Raw genomic sequence first — 22,799 nt, forward strand, 5'->3', positions numbered from 1 at the left:
GAATGACCCACAGGGTTTTATAATTAAGATGCAATAATCGGAATGTCAGCAGCATTTATCCCTATGCTAGATTCATGGAAGAAAGAGAAGAATGAGAAAACTCGCAAAACGACTCTATCGGGCCGCGCCCGATTTTATCTATTATCAAGTCAGCCACTATCTTGCCCATGGCGCCTGGATTAACTTCAAATCCCCCAAGGCATTTTCAGAGAAAATTTATCGGCGTATGCGCTATCCATGCCGTGATTTCAGTATGTTAGCGGATAAGGTGGCAGTCAGAGACTATATTTCACAGCGGGTATCGGAAAAGTACCTAACCCCCATCATTATGATCAGTGATAATTTCACCGAACAAGATTACCTTTCATTGCCTCAATCGTTTGTTATCAAAACCAATAATGCTTCGCAACAGGTCAAGATAGTCAAAGATAAAAATGAAGTTACTTTTACCGATATTGCGAAGATTCTTAATGAATGGTCTGAAATAACCTATTGGAAAAGGTTTCGCGAAAAACACTACGACAGTATCCCGCAGAAAATTATCGTCGAACAGCTATTGGATATAGAAACGGCAGGTGAATTGATTGACTACAAGGTGCATGTTTTTAACGGTAACCACGCCTATTTATTCGTAGAGCTGTTACGTGGCGGGCCTGAGCCGACTTCACTGGAGTTTTTGGACGAGCATGCGCATCACTGCTTCTTTACCCAGGCGGATATCCCGCAGGTCAATACACTGTATGAAAAACCGGCGTTCTGGGATGAAATGATCCGGGTGGCGAAAGCCGTTGCGGCAGATTTGGACTATTGCCGCGTCGACTTCTATCTCACCTGCGAGCAAATCTACATTGGTGAACTGACGCTGACCCCCGGTGCGGGCAACGAGGTTTACCTGCCGCGTGCGACCAACCTGCTGCTGGGCGAGATGATGTCCAAAGCCGGGTAGTGGCTGCTGCAGCCTTTAGCGGTCACTGTCCACTGGCGCGATGCTTTGCAACCATCTGAGAAACTCCGCCGCTTTGGGTTTGTCCAGCGTGCGTTGCGGATAAACCAGGTAGTAGGGCTTGCTGAGCGGCAGTGCCGGTTCTGCCAGCGGCACCAGCGTCCCCCTGGCCAGTTCGCGCTGGATCAGCCGCTGCTGGCCAAGCAAAATGCCGTGGCCCTCGACCGCGGCGTCAATCGCCAGTGAGGTCAGGTTATAGGTCAGGCCACGCCGCTGTGGCGGCGGCAACCCGGCGGCGCTGAACCAGTCATGCCAGCCCGGCAGGAACTGACTTTCCTTGCCCCAATCTACATGGATCAGCGGCCGTTGGGTCCAGTCGCCGCCGGCCTGCAATTGCGGGCTGCAAACCGGCTGCACGCAGTCCTGAAACAGCCGCACTTTTTCCAACAGCGGGTAGTCCTGATCGCCAAAACACAGGGCAAAGTCCGCCGCGGAAGCGGCGAAATCGACTTCGGCATGGGTGGCATGCAGGCGGATATCCACCTGTGGATGCCGGGCCAGCCAATCGCCGATCGCCGGGTTCAGCCATTTTGACGCCAATGCCGGCAAGGCGAATACCGTCAGCGTTTCCTTGCCCCGCTGGCGATCGACATGCTGTTGTGCCACGCGCAACGTTTCGAAGGCCTGTTGCACGTAGGCCAGGTAGTCCGCTCCCTGCTCGGTCAGCGTCACGCCGCTTTTAGCGCGGATAAACAGCACAATACCCAGCTGCTGCTCAAGCTGGCGGATCTGTTGGCTGACGGCGGCGGCGGTCAATGCCAGGTGGTCTGCCGCTTTGGCCAGGCTGCCGGTGCGGGCGGCGGTTTCAAACGCCAGAATGGCGTTCAGTTTGGGCAGCCGGGGACGGGAAGTTGGGCTCATGGCGCTTATCGCTAAGAAATGGTTAGCTCATCCTTAACGTATTTTTGTTATTACGGCAATCCGGCATTCGCTACAGTGGGTTATCCGGCCGCTATGCCTAAGGAGTCTCTGATGCAGCCACTTGCTCATATCGTTGATTTAACCGCCAACCCGATTGGTGATCCGGCCTTTCGGGCGCAATGCAAAACTACGCTGGATACGGCGGGGGCGCTGGTGCTGCCGGGCTTTCTGACGGCGGCGGCGCTGGCGACTATCCGTCTGGAAGGGGCGGAGCACAGCCATGCGGCGTTTTATGCCGCCAACAAGCATAACGTCTATCTCAGGCCGCAGGATGAAACGCTGCCGGCCGATCATGCACGCAACCGGCTGGTGGTCTCGTCCAAGGGCTGCATTACCGATGAGGAGATCCCACCGCAATCACCGCTGCGCACACTGTATGACGCGCAGCCGTTCCGCGATTTTCTCTGCGCGGTGCTGGAAGAACAGTGTCTGTATCCCTACGCCGATCGCCTGTCGTCGATCAATCTGCACTATGCCCATCGCGGGCAGGAACTGGGTTGGCATTTCGATAACTCGTCGTTCGCCATCACGCTGTTGATCCAGAAACCGCAGGCCGGTGGACGCTTTGAATATGTGGAAAACCTGCGCGATGCCGACCGCGGCGAGATGAATTACGCCGGGGTTTCCCAGGTGCTGGACGGTGAACGAGCGGTGAAGCCGTTGGCGATGGAAGAGGGGGATTTGGTGCTGTTCCGTGGCCGCAACGCCATGCATCGGGTCACGCCGACCGAAGGTGACATCACCCGCATGCTGGTGGTGCTGGCTTATAATGCACAACCGGATATCGCGCTGTCGGAAAGCGCCAGAATGACCTTTTACGGCCGGGTGTAAGGAGAATAAAACTGCCCCGGTTGGGGGAATGCCGATCAGTTAAGCAAAGTTCTGAATAAGAATGTACGACGTTGTTTAAGTGGGCGACCCCCTCTCCCGAGGGAGAGGGCCGGGGTGAGGGGCTTTCGCGTTGGTATGTATCCCCTCACCCTAACCCTCTCCCAAAGGAGAGGGAACCATATCACCTTAACTTACAAGCATTACCCCGGTTGGGGCAGTTTAAAAACTCAGTGATGGGCTTCTTCGTGCGCCTGCTGTTCCAGTTTCACTTCCTGCGCGCGCTTGCGCAGGCCAAACCAGCCCAGCACCAGCAGCACGACCAGCACAGGAATGGTTGCTATGGTCCAGGTGCCGTTCGGGTAGTCAAACGCCATCATGACCACCACCGCCAGCAGGAACGCCAACGTCAGCCAGGAGGTGACCGGTGCGCCAGGCATCTTGAAGGTAACCGGCTTGGCACGGCCTTCACGCACCGCCTTACGCAGACGCATCTGGCAGACGATGATAAATGCCCAGGAGCTGATAATGCCCAGCGAAGCGATGTTCAACACGATCTCAAACACCTGTGAAGGTACCAGATAGTTCAATACCACCCCGATCACGTAGATACCGCAGGTCACCAGGATCCCGGCGTAAGGCACCTGCTGGCTGCTCATCCTGGCCATAAATTTCGGCGCCGAGCCACCCATCGACAGCGAACGCAGAATACGGCCGGTGGAGTACAGGCCCGAGTTCAGGCTGGAGAGCGCGGCAGTTAACACCACGATGTTCATGATGGTGCCGATATAGGGCACGCCCAGCTTGCTGAAGAAGGTGACGAACGGGCTTTGGCCCGCCTGGTAGGCGTTCCACGGCAGCAGCAACACCAGCAGCACCACCGAACCAACGTAGAACAGGCCGATGCGCCAAATAACGCTGTTGATAGCCTTCGGCAGCATTTTGGCCGGATCCTTGCACTCGCCGGCGGCGGTGCCGATCAGCTCAATCCCGGCAAAGGCGAAGATCACCCCTTGTACCAGCACCAACGCAGGCAGCAGGCCATGCGGGAACATGCCGCCGTTTTCGGTAATCAGGTGCAGGCCGGTGGTGTTGCCCGCCACCGGGGTGCCGGTGCCGAGTAACACCACGCCGACCACCAGGAACAGCGCGATGGCGACCACTTTGATCAGGGCGAACCAGAACTCCATTTCGGCGAACCACTTCACGCCGATCATGTTCATGGTGGCGACCACCCCGAGGGCGCAGAGGGCAAACAACCACTGCGGCACATCGGCAAAGGTACCCCAATAGTGCATATACAGCGCTACCGCCGTGATATCGACGATACCGGTCATCGCCCAGTTGAGGAAATACATCCAGCCGGCGACGTAAGAGGCTTTTTCACCGAGGAACTCGCGGGCGTAAGAAACAAAGCTGCCGCTGGTAGGGCGGTGTAAAACCAGTTCGCCCAATGCCCGCAGAATGAAGAAAGAGAAGATACCGCAGACCAGATACACCAGCGCCAGCGCCGGCCCTGCCAGTTCCAGCCGGCCGCCGGTGCCGAGGAACAGGCCGGTACCTATTGAACCGCCGATGGCGATCATTTGAATCTGCCGGTTGCCCATGCTTTTGTGATAACCGGATTCGTGGGAGTCTAACCATCGTCTTCTGGCTGCATGTTGCTCATGCGCCGATTTTTTTTGTGATTGCATCGTTCGTCCTGTTTTACCCGTCTGTAAAATTATCCTGCTCCAGCTTCGGAGCAAACGATTGCTACTACCAACCGTGATGAGAATGAGGTCATGGCATCATTCTGTTGTTTATACCCGTCGTGTTTCGATCTTCAGCAATGAAATTCATAGCGTATATTATATGAACAGCTGCCGTTAAATAACGGCGAGGCATGCTACCTTTTCTCTGGAAATGTGGCAAAAAATCCTGCGTATAAATCGTGAACAAGTGTGTTTATTTTTTGTTCCATATACAAAAGAACATATTATTCAATAAGATGATTGATTTTATCAAGACGGAAATAACGAGTAATAAAAGGTGATGAAAATCACATAATAATAATTACCGTGCAAACTACAGGGGATTTTGCTTATTTATTCGCGATGAGAAAAAAGGTGGGGTAATAAACTTCACTTCGCCTGCGGCGATATTGCCACAGGCGAAGAACATCATGGGAAGGGGGCGATTTTAGGCTGATTCTCCGACCGGCAGGGCCGACGCAGGCAAACCGAATATTTTGTCGAACGCCCAGTTAAACACAAAGGTGTAGCACGGGATAATGACGATCAGCGCCATATCCAGCAGCAGCGCCTGCCACAGCGTAATTCCCATCCACCAGGCGATCAGCGGGATCAGGTACATCACCAGCGTCAGCTGAAAGCCTATGGCATGCAAAATACGGCGCTTGAGCGTACGGCCACGCGTTGCCTGGCGGCTTTCCCACAGCTCAAACAGTGAGTTATAGATGAAGTTCCAGCTGACTGCGATGGTGGTGATGATCACCGCCAACGGCCCGGTACTGCTGGGGGCGGTGCCGGAAAGCAATGCCAGCCCGAGTGCGGAGATCGCCATACCGATAATTTCATAGGCGGTGACATACACCAGTTTGCGTTTAACGCCTTGCATTACTCATCTCCTGACTGAATTTTGGCTTGATGGTCGGGTGACCTTTTGCCGTCTGACGAGTAAGATACCGTCAATCATATTGATAGAAAAAGTCAGGAGCTGTCAGTTTTGCTGACAGGTGATGCAATGAACTTTTCCAGCGATAACATTGAGCTGTTTCTGGCGGTACTGGATCGCGGGTCGTTTTCCGCTGCAGCCCGTTCGCTGCGGCGTGTCCCTTCGGCGGTCAGCATGGGGATCGCCAACATGGAGGCGGAACTGGGGTTTCAGTTGTTTGATCGCTCACACCGGGAACCATTGCCCACCCCGCTGGCGTTGGCACTGGCGCCGCATGCGCGGCTGATCGCCGATCAGCTAAAACAACTACAGAACCACGCCATCGAATTATCCCAGGGGCTGGAAAGCACTCTGTCGGTCGGTGTCGCCTCGGACATCAACAGCAGCGGCCTGTTGGCTGCGGTCAAAACGCTGGCGGAACGCTACCCGTTGCTGAATATCGAAGTGCTGACCGCCCCGCAGGACGACGTGTTGCATATGCTGCATCAGGGCAGGATTGGCGTTGCTCTGGCGTTCGGCGGGCTCAATATCAACAGCCAGGAGCAGTTCCACTTTGTCGGCGCTGAATCACTGGTTGCTACGCTCTCACCTTCACACCCGGCGCTGAACGGAGTGGCAGACGAGCTGTTTCTCGAAGATTTGGTTAACGTACGGCAGATTATGGTGGCCAGCCGCGATTTGCCGATTACCGATTTGCGGCCGCAGGTGGCGGAGTCCTATTGGCGTACCGACAGCCTGCCGATGGCGCTGAGCATGGTGGAGGCCGGTTTGGGCTGGGGGAATTTCCCGCTATCGTTGACCGCGCCCTTGTTGGCGCAGCAACGGCTGGTCAGGTTGAAATTCAAAAACACCAAAAACGAACTGCGCCTGCCGATGCACCTGATCTGGCTGAAAAACAGGCCGCTGGAGAAGGCCGCCCATGAACTGGTGGCGTTAATGCGGGACAGGCCGCAAGCGGAATAATCCCACGGCCTAAACCGATAATCCTAGTCGGCATGGCGGCGGCGCCACCAAAATCGCAGCAGCAAGATAACGGCGATCACCAGTGCGCAGAACAGCACGCTGGTCAGCCGTTTGTCGAAGCCCGAGATAAACCGGGCGATAGCTTCACCGCCGAAATAGCCCAGCAACACAAAGATTGTTGCCCACAGGATGGCGCCCAGAATATTCAACGGGACAAAGCGCGACGGCGGCAGCTTGCTGGCACCGATTAACACCGGGCCAATGATGCGAAAGCCATACATAAACCGCACGCCAATCACGAACAACATCGGGTGGCGGGCAATAAGTTTTCTGGCGCGTTCAATGCGCTTTTCTTGGCTCTTCATGCGTGAAATCACCTTTCCGCCGAAGCGCCGACCGAGGAAATACAGGATCTGATCCCCTAGTGTGCCCCCCAATGCCACCACCGCAATCACCCAGGGCAGATGCAGTAACCCCTGGTGCGCGGCAATCCCCCCCAGCAGAGTGATGGTTTCGCCTTCGGCCAGGCAGCCGATAAACAGCGCCCAGTAGCCGTAATCCGTAATGTAGTGGGCCAAATCCGCCATCCTGATCCCCTATGTCTTTAATACATAAGGGTCAGTATACTCTCAGTCAGTCAGCCGCGCCCTGTCGGCGCGACGCAGCCGTAGAGGAGCAACAGATGTATCAGGATTTTGAGAGCGAACTGGACTGGGCGATGCGCCATATGCCACGCACCCGGGCAGCGGTAGCGGCGTTGCCGGATTTAAGCGGCGTACGGCTGGCGTGCAATATGCATCTGGATTTGAAAATGGCACCGCTGGTGGCTGGCCTGCTGGACAAGGGCGCGGCGATTTATCTGACCACCTGCAACCCGACCACGGTACAGGATGACGTGGTGGCCTGGCTGGAGCGCCGCGGAGCACAGGCTCACGCCTGGCGTGACATGAGCGACGCCGACTGGTCGGCATCGTTCGACCGCGCATTGGCCTGGGGGCCGACCCACCTGTGCGAAATGGGGGCGGATTTGACCACCCGTCTGCATCAGTCAGTCGATGGCCCGCAAATTATCGCCGGGCTGGAGGCCACCGGTTCCGGCATCAGTAGGTTGAACGGCATGGCGCCGCGCTATCCGATCTTCAACTGGGATGATCTGCCGGTAAAAGAAGGGCTGCATAACCGCCATATGGTCGGCCTGACCGCCTGGCACACTTTCTTCCAGACCACCCATTTGACGCTGCATGAAAAATGCGTGCTGGTGATAGGTTATGGCCTGGTTGGGCAGGGCGTCGCGGCGGCGGCGAAAGCCTACGGCGGGCAGGTGATCGTGGCAGAAATCGATCCGGCGAGGGCGCTGCAGGCACGCTATGACGGCTGGGCAGTGGTCAGTCTTGCCAACGCAGTAAGCCAGGCCGATGTGATTGCTACCGCCACCGGGGCAAAAAACGTGCTGTCGGCGCGGCATCTGCAGCAGGCGAAGGACGGGGTGTTCATTCTCAATGTGGGTCATGTGACGGCGGAAATTGACGTTGGCTTCCTGCAAAACCTGCCGCACAGCGAGCCTATGCCGTTTGTAAACGCCTACCAACTGGAAGATAAAACCCTGTATTTACTGGCCAACGGCTCGATGTTCAACCTGACGGCGGGCTACGGCGACAGCCTGAATGCCTTTGACGTGACGCTGGCAGTGATGGCGGCGGGCATTGGTCATATTGTCGGTGACGGTGCCCGGCAGCAGCCCGGTTTATATCTGTTGCCGCAGTCGGCCTGGCAGCCGGCGCTGTAACTTTTCTCTCGCGGGCGCTTATCCCAGAGCGCTCGCGGTTTGCGCAATTTTTTGTTCGACAGAATTTGTCACAAATCGGCTTGCACAATCCCAGTGCCAACTTCAGATCCCTCACATATAATTCGGCCAAATAAGACCTTCATCTTCTTCGTCACAGAGTAATGCATGTGAAAATACGTGTTTTGGTACTAACCCTGCTCGCTTTGCAGGCCGGAGCAGGCATCGCGCCGCGCGCGCTGGCCAGCGAAAATAACGCGGTCACCCGTGCCGCCGAGCCTGAACTGGCTTCCGGCAGTGCCATGGTGGTGGATATGCAGACCCACAAGGTGATGTATGCGCGTAACCCGGATGAAGTGGTGCCGATCGCTTCGATCACCAAGCTGATGACCGCGATGGTCACGTTGGACGCCCATCTGCCGCTGGATGAAATGTTGTCGGTGGACATACATCAGACGCCGGAGATGAAAGGGATCTACTCGCGCGTTCGTCTGAACAGTGAAATCAGCCGTAAAGATATGCTGCTATTGGCATTGATGTCGTCGGAAAACCGTGCGGCCGCCAGTCTGGCGCATCATTATCCGGGCGGTTACGGCGCCTTTATCAAAGCGATGAATGCCAAAGCCAAATCGCTGGGGATGACCAACACGCGTTACGTGGAGCCGACCGGGCTGTCGATTCATAACGTTTCGACCGCGCGCGACCTGACCAAGCTGTTGATTGCCACCAAGCAATATCCGCTGATTGGCCAGCTCAGCACCACTACCGAACGCATGGCGAGTTTTAAGGATCCGAACTACACGCTGCCGTTCCGCAACACCAACCATCTGGTATATAACCAGAAATGGAATATCCAGTTGACCAAGACCGGCTTTACCAACGAAGCGGGACACTGCCTGGCGATGCGTACCATGATCGGTAGCCGTTCGGTCTCGCTGGTGGTGCTGGACGCCTTTGGCAAGTACACCCATTTCGCCGATGCCAACCGCCTGCGCACCTGGATCGAAACCGGTAAGGTGACGCCGATCCCTGCGGCGGCCCGTGATTACCGCCGTCAGAAAGATGCCCGTTTGGCGAAGAACGAAACCGAATAACCCGCTCTGCGGCCTGCGGAGTTTTTCTGCAGGCCGCGTCTCTCCCTAAAGCCGCCTTGTCCTTGCCGTCAGCAACATCTCCAATTACCTTGGGTAGAGCCGCGGTGCTAATCCATCCGCTATCATTAATGAATACTCTATCGTCGTGAGGACAGCATCCCATGAGCAAGGTTTCCACTTTTGTCATGTTCCAGGGTAATGCCCATGCCCAACAGGCTATTGATCTTTATAGTGAGTTGTTCGCCGGTTTCAAGGTTCAGCAGGTGCAACATTATGATGACAGTAATGATGGGCCACTGCGTATCAGGCAGGCGTTCATCGACTTTGATCGGCAGAGTCTGGTATTTACCGATAGCCCAATCAGCCATGATTTCAGCTTCACCCCGGCAATATCCCTGTTTGTTAATCTGGCCAATGAAGCCGAACTTGACCGGGTTTTCACCCGTCTGGCAGAAGGCGGCAAGGTGCTGATGCCGATTGATGATTATGGCTTCAGCGCACGCTTCGGTTGGCTAAACGATCGATTCGGTTTGTCCTGGCAGCTTAATGTACCGGCAGGGGATGTGGTTTGATCAGGATAAAAGCCTCGGGGTTTATTATTAATTTTAAAATTAAATCAATATTAACCCGAGGCATATTGTTGGTGTTTATGGCATTGCAGAAATATTGTCGAACTTGAAGGCAAAGTTAGGGTTAAACAAGCCGCCATCCAAAGTGACGCTGGTTTCCCAGATGCAGGCATTGGTTCCCGGGGCAAATTTTCCGGAAAAGGTCACTTTGTCACCTATTTTAAGTTTTTCGGCTGCAATGTTTGGCGGTAGCGTATTCTCCAGCTTACCTGATGATGTCGGTATTTTGGCCGATTGAACGGTTATGTGGTCGGCGAGTTTTATCCGTATGAAATCATCTTCATGGCCATTAATTTGGCTGCTTTCCACCTGACCGACCCACTGTTTAATGGGTTGGCCGTTCAGCGTTTGGCAGATTGCATTATCACGAGCTAATTTTGTATTAGCGCGATACACATTATTATGCGTTGTGTTCGCTTTGGTCGCTGCACTGTTCACGACATTAATGAATTGTTTTTCAACTCCGGGAATAACATTGTCCTGAGCAAAAACATGGCATGAAAATAACAATGTCGAGACAGTGATTAAAACTATTCTTTTTATCATCATACATCCTTGAATTCTGGTTCATTAGGGTGGTTTATCTATAGCCCACCTTTTTTGTTTTCGCCACGCGATCATTGCATTCTTCGGCTATTGAACAGGGTGAACGCGAAAGTCGCCAACAGCAGTGCCGTGCCGGCAATCATCGGGCAATGTTCAAGGTGAACCGGGTTGTATCCTTGGTTGAACGCCCAGCCATAGGTTTCGACGGCGGAACCAAATCCCATTGCCGCGGTGGCAATAACGCTCAACAAGCCAATGATCAGGGCCAGTGTTCGGATCGTTGTTTTACAGAACATAAGTCATCCTCTTTTGGGCTGAGTCAATTTTCCCTGCAGGTTTGGCCGCAACAGGGCAAGTCTGCGGGGGAATGATGGATATTGAAGCAGCAACGGGTCGCTGTTTCATCAAAAACGGGGTCCGAATTTGGACCTGCGGTCGTGTTCTGCCCAACGAGGAATGATGTTGATCCTCGGGGGACGGCGATACCCGCGCGAACTCTTTTGTGTTATTAAGCGTTCATAGGATTGGTTCGGGGGACGGATTGGCTATGTTCAAGATAATGGGGTGGTTATTGCTGACACTGCTCTCCAACGGTGGTTTGGCCGCCTATTTTTTACAGCAGCAATACGAGGAAAAAAGCGCTGATTTTCGCATTCTTTATCGCGATGTAACGGTGAAACTGTCGCAGCATGATGCCATTATCCCATTATTGCCGGCCAGCCAATATAGCCGAGAGGTTCAGAGAGTCTTTCCGCAAATTATTCACTGGCGCTCGCATCCCGGCATTGCGCCGCGGCGGACTATCGTGGTTGAGCAGCACGGGCGTTACTGGCTTAATGCCGGTAAGCAATCGTTACTGATCGACCTGAACAAATTGATGAGCGGCCTGGTCGGGGAAAGCGAGTTCCGGCACCTGGTGCTGCGCTGGGAAAACCGCACGTTATTTGAACAGGGCATGGCGGAGACAACCTACTATTGGCAATGGGACAAGGCGATTGCCAGCTCGTCGCAGCCTTTTGTGCTCGCCGCCGGAGACAACCCAAATTGGGCTGGGCTGCCCTGGCCCGTCATCCTTTCCCCCGCGATTTTTTGGGGACTGGTGTTGTATCTGATCAACCAATATCGCGCCAACCGCCGCCGGCGTGATATTGCCGATTTGCGTGCCCATTATGCCGAACTCACCAGGCTCAATACCCTGGGGGAACTGACCGCCGGTATCGTCCATGAGCTAAACCAACCCCTCACCGCGATTTTAAGCTATAACCAAACCGCTCTGCTGTTGCTACGGCAACAAAACACCGAGCAGTTACCGCAACTGCTTGAGGCCGCCGTGGTACAGATTAAGCGCACCGATGCGTTATTGCAGCAGTTCCGCCGGAGGCTGACCAGCGAACGGGTCGAGTATCAGCCTGTCGCTTTAGGAGCGCTCTGGGCCCGTGTGATGACGCTGCTGGACCATGAAATCAGAGGAAAAAAGGTCAAGGTCAGCAACCGTATTCCGGACAGTTTGCCTTCGCTGTTTGCCCCGCCGTTATGGATAGAACAGATCCTGCATAACATCGCCAGTAACGCGATTCAGGCGCAGGATAACAACGCGACCGGTACGGCCTGGATAAACCTGGAAGCCTCCGCCACCAATGAGGGTATTTCACTGACCTTCACCGACGGTGGCCCGGGGTTGACCGAACAAGCCTTGCAGCATGTCTTCATGCCGTTTTTCACTACGCGCGCCAACGGTATTGGACTGGGTATGGCCCTGACGGACACGCTGATCCAGCGCCTTAACGGCACCATTGAGGTATCGAATATCGTTGGGCGGGGGGCCTGTTTCAGGCTCTGGCTGCCGATACAATCTCAGGAGCAAGGATGAACCAAACTATTTATCTTATTGATGACGAACCGGCCATTCTCTCTTCGCTCAGCGCCCTGCTGGGTACCGTCGGTTGGCAGATCAAAACCTATAACAGTGCGCTGGCTTTTCAACAAAGCGTCGGTGAATTGCATGGCTTAACCGGCTGCATGCTGCTGGATATCCGAATGCCGGGTAAAACCGGGCTGACGCTGCTCGATGAGTGGCAGCAGCAGGGGCTGGTTATCCCGGTGATCATCATGACCGGGCATGCAAACATTGATTTATGCCGCCGGGCCTTCAAAAACGGTGCCTTCGAATTTCTGACCAAACCCATCGACGCCGATTTATTGTTTGAAGCGGTCGGAAGTGCATTGGAACTGCAGGAGAAATTGCAGGAGCGACAACAGAAAATACGGCTGATGCAGGGCCGTCTCGCTACCTTGACCGCGCGCGAGAATGATATTTTTGAGCAGATTATGCAGGGGAGTGCGAGCAAAGAAATAGCCCGCGTTTTTTCACTTTCTCCGCGTACGGTCGAGGCGCACCGTGCCAATATTTTTGCCAAACTGGATGTCAATTCGCTGCCCAAACTGATGAATGAATATGGTGAGTTGGCGTTATTGAAAAAAAGGTAAATGCGCCTGGCCATGGGCGATGTTGGGCCAGTTTTAAACCGGCTCTAGGTATAACTACCTAAGCCATTAGGTAATCACGCCAATAGTTTGCGGCTGTTGCACCTTTTATTATCCCTTATATCCACAAGGGACTAGTAAGGAGCAAGCCTGTATGAAACGTATTATTTCCAGCGTCATTTTACTGAGCGGCATGGCGTCATTTGCCGGTATGGCCAGCGGTGTGCTGACCGAAAAAAATCTCTCCCTCGAATTGGCCGATAAGCTGGCGCAAAGCGCTATTGCGGCCTGTAGCGCGAAAAACTATAACGTCGCCGTTACCTTGGTTGATCGCGCCGGTATTCCCCTCGTCATCAAAAAAATGGATAACGCCGGTCCGCATACGGTGGAAGCTAGCCGCATGAAGGCGTTTGCCGCCCTTAGCACCAAAAACCCTACGGAAAACGTGATGAAGACTGCCCAGGCCAACGCCGGGGCGGCCAACCTGAGTGACATTCCTGGGTTCTTGTTACTGGCGGGTGGTGTGCCGGTGAAAGTCGGCGACGCGGTTATTGGCGCTATTGGCGTCGGTGGCGCGCCGGGTGGCGATCTTGACCAGCAATGTGCGCTTGAGGCGTTGAAAAATAACCAAAATAGCCTGAACGCGGGTTAATTCTTTTATCGATATTTTTTCGACGAGAAATCGCAATGAACATCAAACCTGTTTTATTTACGTTGCCACTGATCCTGGCGGCCGGTAGCGCTATGGCTGACGATTCACAGGCTGGCTATTATGGTTCGGCAAAATATCTGCAAATTGAACAACGCGCCAAAGAAATGAACACCAGCAGCCGCCCGGGAGTTGGGCAGTTTGTCAGCGGTAAGGAGAAAGAACATCTGGGAGGTGCGGCGATTGCCGCAGGCTATCAGTTCGGCAACGGCTGGCGGACTGAGGGTGAATACACTTTCAAACAGAAAACCGAATACACCAGTGGTTCCAGCACCTTCCCCAGCAGTTTTAACCATTTGCAAACCGACGTTCAACGGCTGATGTTCAATGTCTATCGCGACTATGCGCTGGGCTATAATATTTCACTTTATGGCACTGCCGGGCTTGGCGTCAGTAAAATCAAGGCGGGTGGCTGGCAGGGCAACCCGGCGCGTGAATATGCTTCAAGCACGCAAAGCAACCTGACCTACGCCATAGGCGCAGGGGTTAGCTATGCGCCTATTGAGCGCATTAACATCGACCTGGGTTATCGCTACGTTGATATGGGGAAAATTGAGAGCGGCTATAACGATTTCGCCAATGCTCGTGGGCTGAAGGATGAGCAAATGAAAGCTCGCCTAGTGTCTAACGAATTCACCCTGGGTATGCGTTACCGGTTCTAAACCTGAGCTGGGTTAATTGGCCAAAATGATAAGGTCGATAACCCAGCCATTCTTATTACCCGTCTGCTGCTACCCGCAATCGGCGATTCTCCGCTAAAATATTCATTTAGAAATCGACAATCGTTAATGTCGTAGAATGGGGCTCTGCAAACAGACCCAGACCCGTGAATATGAAAAGGATGAACCGCTTTGGCCGGAAGTAGCTTACTGACGTTAATCGACGATATCGCCTCACTGCTGGACGATGTCTCGCTGATGACCAAAATGGCGGCGAAAAAAACCGCCGGGGTACTGGGGGACGATCTGGCGCTGAATGCGCAACAGGTTTCCGGGGTAAAGGCCGATCGCGAGCTGCCGGTGGTGTGGAGCGTGGCCAAAGGGTCGTTTATCAACAAGGCGATCCTGGTGCCGCTGGCGTTACTGATCAGTGCATTCGCCCCTTGGGCAATTACGCCGCTGTTGATGGTGGGCGGTGCCTACCTGTGCTACGAAGGCTTTGAGAAGGTGTTTCATAGCCTGACTCACAAAAAGCAGGCCGGGGAGGATAACCCAGAGGCGCTGGACGCCAATGAAGACGTGGCGGCCTACGAACAACGCAAAGTGAAGGGAGCAATACGGACTGACTTTGTGCTGTCCGCCGAGATTATTGCCATTACGCTGGGCACCGTGGCGGGAGCGACCTTCAGCCAGCAGGTGATCGTGCTGTGTGGCATTGCGCTGGTGATGACGGTGGGGGTTTACGGCATTGTGGCCGGCATCGTCAAACTTGACGATCTGGGGCTGTATCTGAGCCGTAAAAGCAGCGCGTTAGCCCGTTCTGTCGGCAGCGGCATCGTCAGCGCCGCGCCTTATCTGATGAAGACCCTGTCGGTGGTCGGTACCATCGCCATGTTTATGGTCGGTGGCGGTATCCTGACCCACGGGCTGCCGCCGGTGCATCATCTGTTTGAGGACTGGGCGTCCTATGCCACCGTGGTGCCGACCTTCGGCCAGATCCTGCAAGGGGTTATTCCTGCTTTGCTCAACGTGGTGTTTGGCCTGATTGCCGGCGGCGTGGTGCTGCTGGTGGTTTCGGCTCTCGGTGCCATTCGTGGCCGTTTAAAAGCCTGATAATTTCACCGGGTGCATCTTCTGCACCCGGTTTATCCATTGTGCGGCAGCCCATCACTACCTTCGCCCAGGGTGCGTTGCATTATGTGGGTGTCGCGCCACTCGCCCAATTTAAAACCCACCGCCTTGAGCGTGCCTACGCTGCTAAACCCCAGTTTCTTATGCAGGGCCAGCGAACCCTGATTCTCTTTGGCATTGCCAACGGTAGCCAGCATTTGACGCCAAGGGCCAAGTTCGCAGCGTGCGATCAGTGCGGACAACAACGCTTTACCGATACCTTTCCCTTGCTGACCCTCGGCGATATAGACGGAGTTTTCCACAGTAAACCGGTAGGCCGGGCGCGGCCGATAAGGCGTGGCATAGCAATAGCCCACCACGAGATCGGCTTGCTTGGCGACCAGCCAGGGTAAACCCGCTTCCTGTACCTTGCTGAGACGCTGCTGCATTTCTTCCAACGTCGGTGGCGTTTCTTCAAACGACGCGGCGCCGTACAACACATGATGGGTGTAAATCTGTTGCACGGCGGCCATGTCGTCTGCCGTGGCATCGGTGAGCATTAACGGGGCGGAAAGGGTCATAACGGTTCCTGTTTACCTTGAAAATCATAAGATAAGCACATTATGCGCCGCGCCCGCCGACAAGGTAAATTGGGCTTTCTTATGCTGAATATAAGAAAAACCTATGACTGCTCGCCAGCCGATCGTGGTTGTGTCCGGCGCGTTAATACGCCGGAGGCCAACAGTACGCCGAGGATCACCCAGGCCGCCCCGGCCAACTGCCAAACGTTGGGGGCGGTACCGGTAAGCGTCGCCACCAGCATGGTGAATACCGGCGCCAGATTAAAGAAAATCGCGGTACGAACCGAACCGATTTTTTCCAACCCGTTAAACCACAGCAAGTAGGCCAGCAGTGACCCGCACAGTGCCAGATAAACCACGGCGGCATGGACATTGAGGCTGGCTGCGGCCAGGTTTTGCAGTGGATGCTCGAAGATAAATCCCAATGGCAGCAGGACCAGGGTGCCGAACAGCATTGAGTAGCTGGTGTTTTCGATGGCGGTGGCGTTATGCACCAGTCGGCGGGTGCCCACCATATTCAAGACCCAGGCCAGGCTGCCAAGTAAAATAATGCCGTCGCCGGGGCTGATTTCCAGCCGCAACAGCGTTTGGATACGACCTTGGGTGATCACCAATACCACGCCGATAAAACCGGCTAACAGGCCGGTAACCCGGGATGCGTTCAGTTTTTCATGCTCCCAGAATACGCTAAATACCAGCGTCCACAGCGGCGTAATAGCCAGGATCAGTGCGCCGTTGACCGGTGTGGTGGATTGCAGACCGAAAAAGGTGCATAGATTGAAGATCGTGAAACCCAGTACACCCAACCCCAGATAGGCCTGCCAGTTGTTTCTCAGCGTACAGAGGCGCAGCTGCCCGCGCAGGCCGAAGAACACGAACAGCGCCAGCGTTGCCAAACTGAAACGCTCGATAGAGGCGGTGATCGGTGGCTGATGGGCGATGATATAGGCACCGGCATTAAAGTTGGTGCCCCAGAAAAAGGTGGCGACAATGACGCCCAGATAGGCCAGTGGCAGCGAGGTTTTCATTATGATTTCCTGTGGTGTCGGAATAAACAGAAAACAGTTTGCGCCATAACTCTTTGCGGTAATATTCCCTATATGTTCACTTTAGATGTGAGAAAACGCCCATGTTCAATTGGGAAGATCTGCACTATTTCATGGTGTTCGCGCAGGAAAAGTCGCTATCGGGTGCCGCCCGTAGTTTGAAGGTGGATCACGCAACCGTCGCCCGACGTATTGCCAGTCTGGAAATGGCGTTGTCGTTAAAGCTGGTGGATCGCCGCCCGCGCAGCTATTTATTGACCGTCGACGGGCAGCGCATCGCCGCGCAGGGTGACAGCATGACGCTCAACGCCTTTGCGGTCAGCCGTGCGGCGCTCAGTGGCCGGCAGGGCATTGCGGGTGAAGTGACGCTGAGCGTGCCGCCGGTGATGGGGCTGAAACTGATCGCGCCGCGTATTGCTCAACTGCAGCGGCGTTATCCCGATTTACAGCTTATCTTGCTGGCGGATACGACTAACGTCTCGCTGTTGCGTGGGGAAGCGGACATTGCCATTCGCCTGAGTCGAGCCAGTGAAAGCGATCTGGTCGCCAGAAAGATTGGCACCGTCGAGTTTGGTCTGTATGCCAATGCGGGATATTTGCAGGCAACGTCGGAAGCGGAATGGGGGTTTATCGGTTATCACGACTCGCGGGCGGCGTCGGTCCAGCAAAAATGGTTGTTGGAACAGGCTGGCGGGCGATCGCTGGTCATGCGCAGCAATGATCTGATGATCCAGGCAGCGGCCGCGGAGGCGGGGGCGGGTATTGCACTGCTGCCACATTTCGTCGGGCAGGAACTGGGGCTCGAACGTTTGGCAGGGCCGCGCTCGCTCCAACGTGAGATTTGGCTAACGGTGCATGACGATATTCGTCATGCACCGGGTATTGCCGCTGTGACGGCGTTTTTGCTCGACTGTTATGCGGACGTTGCGGGCATCACCCGGCTGGTGGATAACCTGGGCTGAGCGAGATCAGCCGCGCATCAACTGCGCCACCGCCTGCTGCAGATAGCTTAACAGTGGCGGGGTCAGCCAGGTGCCCTCAGTCAGCGTGGGTTCCCGTTCCATCGCCTGGCGAATTTTCATCTGGGTTGCAGGATCGGTACCGGCATAGGACTGGAACAGCTCAAGCCATTGCGCCGCCAGCTGTTTCGCCTGCCCTGACTCCGGCGGTACGCCGTCATTCAGCGCCTGGTGGAACCGGGCGATCAGCGCTGGCCATTCCTGCAAGCGGGTAAAATAGTGTTGGCGCACATGGGCGTATTCCTCCTCCGACAGGTATTTTTGATAAATTGATAACTTGGTTTCGGCAAAGGCCCGGGTCACGTAGTCGGTCATCGCCGGGGTGATGCCGGTTTGTTCACGCATGGAGGGTTCGTCGGCATGCATGGCGTTAAGCCGGGTGAGAAACGCCGGGTTGCCAGCGGTATCGCGTTCCAGCATCTGCATCCAGCGCCGGGCCAGAGTCTGCGCCTCCAATGCTTGCGGCGTGACGCCGCTGTCGATCAACTGGCGCATGCTAGCGACCAGATCGCCCCATTCCTGATTGCGCATGGGATCGGCCTGATAGAAAGGCAATTGCGCCAGCTCGTCTGCGGTAAAATATTTGTCGTACATGGTCATTAACTCCAATGTCGTCAGCCAGTCGTTCAGTTCCGGCTCATCTCCGGCGGTGAGTTGTGCATGCATCTGTTGCAAACGATCGCGCAGTGCGGCTGTCTGGGACAGTTGCTGCTCCAGCATGGCAATTTGCTGCTCAATCACCGTCGTTAGCGTCATCCCCGAACGTGCCAGAATTGCCCCGACTTCCGCCAGCGGGATCCCCATTCGGCGCAGCGCCTGAATATGGTGCAAGCGGCTAATATCAGCCCGGTTATATAAGCGATAGCCGGCATCGGAACGCGCAGAAGGAACCAGCAAACCAATGCTGTCGTAATAATGCAGCGTCCTGACGGTGATGCCGGAACGGCGGGCCAGTTCGCCAACTTTCAATAACATATGGTGTACTCCTCCCTTGTGCGTGCAGGAATACTAAAGCCTGACGTGGCGTGAGGGTCAATAGAGGAGAGGATATTTTCGGGGGGAAGCTCTGAATGGCAAAAGCCCAGCGCTATGGCTGGGCTTTGCGGATCCCTTAAAGGGAAGGTATAGCATAGGGCCTTTTTCGGCTACGGCAGCAGTGTTGCCCGATTTGTTTGTTTTGTCAACACATTGGGTGTTATATCGGCAGCAGGGTTCGCGCATTAATTGATTTGATTACCGCTCGTTGTATCTCGGCAACCAGGTCACGGTGTAAACATTGAACGAGAAATCCGCGTTGTTTACGCGGCCTGCTCAGGCGTTGGCGGCTCACCTGTTGCACCAAATCGCCCTTGGCCCAACGCGTTTGTGGGTGAAAGAACCGCATATCTTCAATGACTGCATCGGCGATCTCAATATGCATACCCAGATTAAGTTTGTTTATATCTTTGGTGGTCGACAGAGGTACAACGATACAGGCGTTACCATTGATTTTGCCATTGAGTACGACGATAAGTCGATTCTTCACCATTTCTGGTGGAATGCGGCCATTATAAAAATGAGGCAGATGCGTAGGGATAATAGGTGCAGGATAATTCCCATAGTTGCATTCGAGTATTTCCCCGACCTTAGGGGCAAAATTGATGGGCATGTAAACTCTCCTTGTTACGCAAAAACTATCTGACCGAACTGAATGGTAATAATGAGTCTGTTGCCAGGCCGGAGAAAGGTATTGGTAGGAGTCTATGGGAGGAGAAGATTAAAAATGCGAGCTCCTACGCAAGAGCTCGCAAACAACCTGCTGAGTTACCAGCCTTTTACCGCGCCGCCATTAAAGATTTTCTCGGCGGCCTTGGCCACTTCATCCGACTCGTAGGCCTTGATGAAGTTTTGCACGTTCGGCGCATCCTTGTTGTCTTCACGCGTCACGATGATGTTGGTGTACGGCGAATTTTTGTCTTCGATAAAGATGCCGTCTTTGGTTGGCGTCAGACCGGTCTGGTTGATGTAAGTGGTGCTGATGACGGCGATGGTGACTTTAGGGTCATCGAGCACCTGCGGCAGCTGTGCGCCCTCCAGTTCCATAATCTTGTAGTTATGCGGGTTGGCGCTGATATCCAGCGAGGTTGGCAGCAGCCCTTTGCCCGGTTTCAACGTGATCAGACCGGTTTTCTCCAGCAGCAGCAGTGCGCGGCCGAGATTGGTGGGATCCAGCGGGATGGCAATCACCGCACCGTCCTGCAGTTCTTTCAGTGATTTGATTTTTTTCGAATAGCCGGCCATCGGGAATACGAAGGTATTGCCCACGGCCACCAGCTTGTAGCCGTGATCTTTATTCTGCTGTTCGAGGAACGGCCGGTGTTGGAAGACGTTGGCGTCCAGTTCGCCTTTGTCGGTGGCGTCGTTGGGCAGCAGCGAACCGCTGAAACCGACCAGTTCAACCTCCAGACCGTACTTCTCTTTGGCCACCTGTTTAGCCACCTCCGCCACGTCTTGCTCTGCACCATTGATGACCCCGACCTTGATATGATTCTGATCGGTTTTTTGGTCGCAGCCTTGTAGCGCCAGTACGGCGGCGAACGCCGCCAGCAGTGGGGTATAACGCCAGTTTTTGGACATCGACTTCTCCCTGAAAAAAACAATGAAATCAGTTGGTTTTGTGCTGCTAGCTAAGCCTGAACCCGTGGGGAAGTCAAACACCTGCTCAGCACAAAGGCTTCTAACTAATAACAGGAAGTTTTAGTGCACCCTTATTATTTGGCGCGAAATACCACGATGCCCGGCGTGGCCAGCACGTAATCCATAAAGGGCGAGTCCACCACCTGCATATTTTCTTTGCGTGAAGAGGCGTTACGCAGCACCGGGCCGTTTTCGGTCATGATATAGATGCCGGTATGGGTGACGTCCAGCCCGGCCAAATGGGTATAAATGCCGATGTAATCGCCGGTGCGCAACTGGGCCAGTACCTTGTCGTCAATAAAATCGCTGGGCAGGTAGGTGATACTGCGCTGAACGTTTTTCAGCCCCGGCAGATAGCTGCTGCCGTCTGACTTTTGGTTCAGGTTTTTCACCAGCGTTACGGTATGCGGGCTGAGTGTGGCGGTGATATCAGTGACGTTGGTTTTGGTCTGGTGTGACCAATCGCTAAAGAAATGCTTGCGTTGCAGGAAGCTGATTTCGCCACTGGCATAACGGATATGGGTCAGCCGCTGGACAAAATCTGCCTGGCTGCTCGCCTGGCGCAGGGCATCGACGTAATCGATATAGGTAAAACAGTCCAAACCACGGAAGTCGATCACCAGTTTTTCCGGCGTATTCTGCGAGCCAATCAGCATGTTGGCCACATAAGGCGTACCGAGGAAGGGCCGGGACAGCAGATCGATCATCTGGCCGCTATCCTGCTGCTGCTCTGTCGGCGCGGCGGCACGCAGGGCGAGAAGCTGATTGAGTTTGTTTAACGTCTGGTTATCCATGCTGGCCTTGAGATCTGCGGGTGGGGTAATTATGGGTTCAGGCGTTTGCCCAACGGGAATTTTATCTGCACAGCCGCTGAGCGCAATAGCCAATATCAATGAAACAACCTTGTACATTTTCCCCTCCGATGGTTTTGGCACGTGATGGCGAAAATGATAACAGCTCTCACTATCGCCTGGAGGGGCAATGCTTAAACATAGCCTCAACGTTCGGTTAACACTTAATAACCGATTTCACTGTTGAACGGCAGGTACCAGAACAGGGCGATTTCGTGATCGGCGATGTCCGGTTGGGCGCGATACAGCAGGTGGTCGATGCCTCCAAGGATAAAACCAAAGTGTTGATAACAGTGGCAGGCGGGCAGATTGGTGTTTTGCGTTTCCAGCATCAGCCCGGCGGTTTCGTGGCGTTGCGCCCAGTGTCGGGCGGTTTCCAGTAATGCGCTGGCAACCCCCAGGCGGCGCACGTGGGCGCTGACCACGATTTCTTCAATCAGCGCATAGCCGTTCCAGTTATTGCTTAGTGTGATATGGCCGACCGGCTCGCCGCGATGACGGACCAGAAAGGTGTCGCTTTCATCGTTGACGAACGGGGCCAGCGGGTAGTTCTTGCGAAAGGGGGTAACCGGCAGCAATGGCCAACTAGCGACCGGCGCATCAAAAACCGGCTGGGCGTAGTGGGCAATGTGAAAGCTAAAGTCGCAACTGGTCAGGTAGCCGTCGGGTAAACGGCTGACCGGGGCAATTTGGATCGCCTGGCTCATGGTGCAAGCTCCCTCAGCAAACGCGCCGGGTTACCGGCATAGATCCCTTTACGGGTGATATTTTTGGTGACCACCGAACCGGCACCGATCACCGCACCGCTGCAGATTTCCACCGCCAGCACCGTGGCACCGGAGCCGATGGAAACACCATCGCCAATTTGCGTGCGGCCCCAACTGCTGGCATCGGCATTGGGCGCGCCATCTTTAAACAGATCGTTGGCAAAGGTGACGTTGTGGCCGATAAAGCAGTCCGCGCCAATAGTGACATATTCACAGATAAAACTGTGTGACTGAATTTTGCTGCGGGCGCCAATACTGACGTTTTTTTGGATCTCGACAAAGGGCCCGACGAACACCCCATCGCCGAGTCGGCAGCCATACAGATTGCAGGGCTGGACCAGGGTGACATTTTGGCCGGCGTCGACATCGACAATACCGGCCTGAAGAACACGAATGGCGGATGACATGACATTCCTCACGGCAGTGACGCAGGGGGGAATTATAAAACAAACCG

General features: G+C 54.6%; 26 protein-coding genes. 12 read left to right on the forward strand and 14 right to left on the reverse strand.

Going from position 1 to position 22,799, the window contains the following annotated elements; all coding sequences use genetic code 11:
- Positions 1 to 91 precede the first annotated feature (91 nt).
- Complete coding sequence (locus ACNT1W_RS08765; protein WP_419246647.1) at positions 92 to 946, forward strand: ATP-grasp fold amidoligase family protein; 855 nt, start codon at positions 92 to 94, stop codon at positions 944 to 946.
- A 15-nt stretch (positions 947 to 961) separates the two neighbouring features.
- Here ACNT1W_RS08765 and ACNT1W_RS08770 read toward each other — a convergent pair whose 3' ends face one another.
- Positions 962 to 1,864 carry a LysR substrate-binding domain-containing protein gene (locus ACNT1W_RS08770; RefSeq protein WP_017892015.1) on the reverse strand — a complete coding sequence of 301 codons (903 nt, stop codon included), beginning with the start codon at positions 1,862 to 1,864 and terminating at the stop codon, positions 962 to 964.
- A 111-nt stretch (positions 1,865 to 1,975) separates the two neighbouring features.
- Between ACNT1W_RS08770 and ACNT1W_RS08775 the strand changes: the two genes are divergently transcribed.
- Positions 1,976 to 2,755 carry a 2OG-Fe(II) oxygenase gene (locus tag ACNT1W_RS08775; protein WP_112364291.1) on the forward strand — a complete coding sequence of 260 codons (780 nt, stop codon included), beginning with the start codon at positions 1,976 to 1,978 and terminating at the stop codon, positions 2,753 to 2,755.
- Between the two features lie 227 nt (positions 2,756 to 2,982).
- Here the strand turns inward: ACNT1W_RS08775 and ansP are convergent, their stop codons facing one another.
- Both ansP and ACNT1W_RS08785 read right to left on the reverse strand, forming a co-directional pair.
- Positions 2,983 to 4,446, reverse strand: coding sequence for an L-asparagine permease (ansP, locus tag ACNT1W_RS08780; protein ID WP_012005781.1), 1,464 nt, complete (start codon positions 4,444 to 4,446; stop codon positions 2,983 to 2,985).
- 487 nt (positions 4,447 to 4,933) lie between these two features.
- The gene (locus tag ACNT1W_RS08785) at positions 4,934 to 5,371 is read right to left on the reverse strand and encodes a PACE efflux transporter (protein ID WP_012005782.1); all 438 of its coding nucleotides are present in this window, start codon (positions 5,369 to 5,371) and stop codon (positions 4,934 to 4,936) included.
- A 126-nt stretch (positions 5,372 to 5,497) separates the two neighbouring features.
- Between ACNT1W_RS08785 and ACNT1W_RS08790 the strand changes: the two genes are divergently transcribed.
- Positions 5,498 to 6,391, forward strand: a complete 894-nt coding sequence (locus ACNT1W_RS08790) for a LysR family transcriptional regulator (RefSeq protein ID WP_115183012.1) — start codon at positions 5,498 to 5,500, stop codon at positions 6,389 to 6,391.
- A 23-nt stretch (positions 6,392 to 6,414) separates the two neighbouring features.
- Here ACNT1W_RS08790 and ACNT1W_RS08795 read toward each other — a convergent pair whose 3' ends face one another.
- Positions 6,415 to 6,978, reverse strand: coding sequence for a DedA family protein (locus ACNT1W_RS08795; protein WP_012005784.1), 564 nt, complete (start codon positions 6,976 to 6,978; stop codon positions 6,415 to 6,417).
- A gap of 95 nt (positions 6,979 to 7,073) precedes the next feature.
- Here ACNT1W_RS08795 and ACNT1W_RS08800 point away from each other — a divergent pair, with 95 nt between their 5' ends.
- From ACNT1W_RS08800 to ACNT1W_RS08810, 3 genes are all read left to right on the forward strand, one after another.
- Positions 7,074 to 8,177, forward strand: coding sequence for an adenosylhomocysteinase (locus ACNT1W_RS08800; protein WP_261130587.1), 1,104 nt, complete (start codon positions 7,074 to 7,076; stop codon positions 8,175 to 8,177).
- Positions 8,178 to 8,338: 161 nt separating this feature from the next.
- Positions 8,339 to 9,268, forward strand: a complete 930-nt coding sequence (gene pbpG, locus ACNT1W_RS08805) for a D-alanyl-D-alanine endopeptidase (protein ID WP_218215680.1) — start codon at positions 8,339 to 8,341, stop codon at positions 9,266 to 9,268.
- A gap of 161 nt (positions 9,269 to 9,429) precedes the next feature.
- Positions 9,430 to 9,840 (forward strand): VOC family protein, encoded by a 411-nt coding sequence (locus ACNT1W_RS08810; protein ID WP_012005787.1) that lies wholly within the window; start codon positions 9,430 to 9,432, stop codon positions 9,838 to 9,840.
- Positions 9,841 to 9,915: 75 nt separating this feature from the next.
- Here ACNT1W_RS08810 and ACNT1W_RS08815 read toward each other — a convergent pair whose 3' ends face one another.
- Positions 9,916 to 10,443 carry a sugar kinase gene (locus ACNT1W_RS08815; protein ID WP_261280215.1) on the reverse strand — a complete coding sequence of 176 codons (528 nt, stop codon included), beginning with the start codon at positions 10,441 to 10,443 and terminating at the stop codon, positions 9,916 to 9,918.
- Between the two features lie 71 nt (positions 10,444 to 10,514).
- Complete coding sequence (locus tag ACNT1W_RS08820; protein ID WP_017892022.1) at positions 10,515 to 10,739, reverse strand: hypothetical protein; 225 nt, start codon at positions 10,737 to 10,739, stop codon at positions 10,515 to 10,517.
- Positions 10,740 to 10,990: 251 nt separating this feature from the next.
- Here ACNT1W_RS08820 and ACNT1W_RS08825 point away from each other — a divergent pair, with 251 nt between their 5' ends.
- The 5 genes from ACNT1W_RS08825 (at position 10,991) to ACNT1W_RS08845 (ending at position 15,408) form a co-directional block, all read left to right on the forward strand.
- Positions 10,991 to 12,313, forward strand: coding sequence for a sensor histidine kinase (locus ACNT1W_RS08825; protein ID WP_419246648.1), 1,323 nt, complete (start codon positions 10,991 to 10,993; stop codon positions 12,311 to 12,313).
- Positions 12,310 to 12,930 carry a response regulator transcription factor gene (locus ACNT1W_RS08830; RefSeq protein WP_419246649.1) on the forward strand — a complete coding sequence of 207 codons (621 nt, stop codon included), beginning with the start codon at positions 12,310 to 12,312 and terminating at the stop codon, positions 12,928 to 12,930. Before ACNT1W_RS08825 ends, ACNT1W_RS08830 begins: the two co-directional genes overlap by 4 nt.
- A gap of 151 nt (positions 12,931 to 13,081) precedes the next feature.
- Entirely contained in the window at positions 13,082 to 13,579 is a 498-nt protein-coding gene (locus tag ACNT1W_RS08835; RefSeq protein ID WP_419246650.1) for a GlcG/HbpS family heme-binding protein, read from the forward strand.
- 35 nt (positions 13,580 to 13,614) lie between these two features.
- Entirely contained in the window at positions 13,615 to 14,298 is a 684-nt protein-coding gene (locus ACNT1W_RS08840) for an outer membrane protein (protein ID WP_419246651.1), read from the forward strand.
- Positions 14,299 to 14,487: 189 nt separating this feature from the next.
- Positions 14,488 to 15,408 (forward strand): DUF808 domain-containing protein, encoded by a 921-nt coding sequence (locus ACNT1W_RS08845; protein WP_115183007.1) that lies wholly within the window; start codon positions 14,488 to 14,490, stop codon positions 15,406 to 15,408.
- A 32-nt stretch (positions 15,409 to 15,440) separates the two neighbouring features.
- On the opposite strand, the gene ACNT1W_RS08850 is transcribed toward ACNT1W_RS08845, so the two are convergent.
- Both ACNT1W_RS08850 and ACNT1W_RS08855 read right to left on the reverse strand, forming a co-directional pair.
- Positions 15,441 to 15,986: a GNAT family N-acetyltransferase gene (locus tag ACNT1W_RS08850; protein WP_112364280.1), complete on the reverse strand. Its 546-nt coding sequence runs from the start codon at positions 15,984 to 15,986 to the stop codon at positions 15,441 to 15,443.
- 101 nt (positions 15,987 to 16,087) lie between these two features.
- Positions 16,088 to 17,014: a DMT family transporter gene (locus ACNT1W_RS08855; protein WP_419246652.1), complete on the reverse strand. Its 927-nt coding sequence runs from the start codon at positions 17,012 to 17,014 to the stop codon at positions 16,088 to 16,090.
- A 101-nt stretch (positions 17,015 to 17,115) separates the two neighbouring features.
- Between ACNT1W_RS08855 and ACNT1W_RS08860 the strand changes: the two genes are divergently transcribed.
- Entirely contained in the window at positions 17,116 to 17,994 is an 879-nt protein-coding gene (locus ACNT1W_RS08860; RefSeq protein WP_261136588.1) for a LysR family transcriptional regulator, read from the forward strand.
- 6 nt (positions 17,995 to 18,000) lie between these two features.
- Here the strand turns inward: ACNT1W_RS08860 and ACNT1W_RS08865 are convergent, their stop codons facing one another.
- From ACNT1W_RS08865 to ACNT1W_RS08890, 6 genes are all read right to left on the reverse strand, one after another.
- Positions 18,001 to 19,026, reverse strand: coding sequence for a MerR family transcriptional regulator (locus ACNT1W_RS08865; protein WP_261408311.1), 1,026 nt, complete (start codon positions 19,024 to 19,026; stop codon positions 18,001 to 18,003).
- A gap of 220 nt (positions 19,027 to 19,246) precedes the next feature.
- Positions 19,247 to 19,699, reverse strand: coding sequence for a type II toxin-antitoxin system PemK/MazF family toxin (locus tag ACNT1W_RS08870; protein WP_218215697.1), 453 nt, complete (start codon positions 19,697 to 19,699; stop codon positions 19,247 to 19,249).
- 155 nt (positions 19,700 to 19,854) lie between these two features.
- Positions 19,855 to 20,667: a MetQ/NlpA family lipoprotein gene (locus ACNT1W_RS08875; RefSeq protein ID WP_012005793.1), complete on the reverse strand. Its 813-nt coding sequence runs from the start codon at positions 20,665 to 20,667 to the stop codon at positions 19,855 to 19,857.
- Positions 20,668 to 20,801: 134 nt separating this feature from the next.
- Positions 20,802 to 21,638, reverse strand: coding sequence for a DUF1460 domain-containing protein (locus ACNT1W_RS08880; RefSeq protein WP_419246653.1), 837 nt, complete (start codon positions 21,636 to 21,638; stop codon positions 20,802 to 20,804).
- Positions 21,639 to 21,742: 104 nt separating this feature from the next.
- Positions 21,743 to 22,285, reverse strand: coding sequence for a GNAT family N-acetyltransferase (locus tag ACNT1W_RS08885; RefSeq protein ID WP_419246654.1), 543 nt, complete (start codon positions 22,283 to 22,285; stop codon positions 21,743 to 21,745).
- On the reverse strand, positions 22,282 to 22,752 hold the full coding sequence (locus tag ACNT1W_RS08890; RefSeq protein WP_115183004.1) for an acyltransferase: 471 nt from the start codon (positions 22,750 to 22,752) through the stop codon (positions 22,282 to 22,284). Before ACNT1W_RS08890 ends, ACNT1W_RS08885 begins: the two co-directional genes overlap by 4 nt.
- Positions 22,753 to 22,799 lie beyond the last annotated feature (47 nt).

This window comes from Serratia sp. NFX21 (genome assembly GCF_048517035.1).
Lineage (GTDB): Bacteria > Pseudomonadota > Gammaproteobacteria > Enterobacterales > Enterobacteriaceae > Serratia > Serratia quinivorans.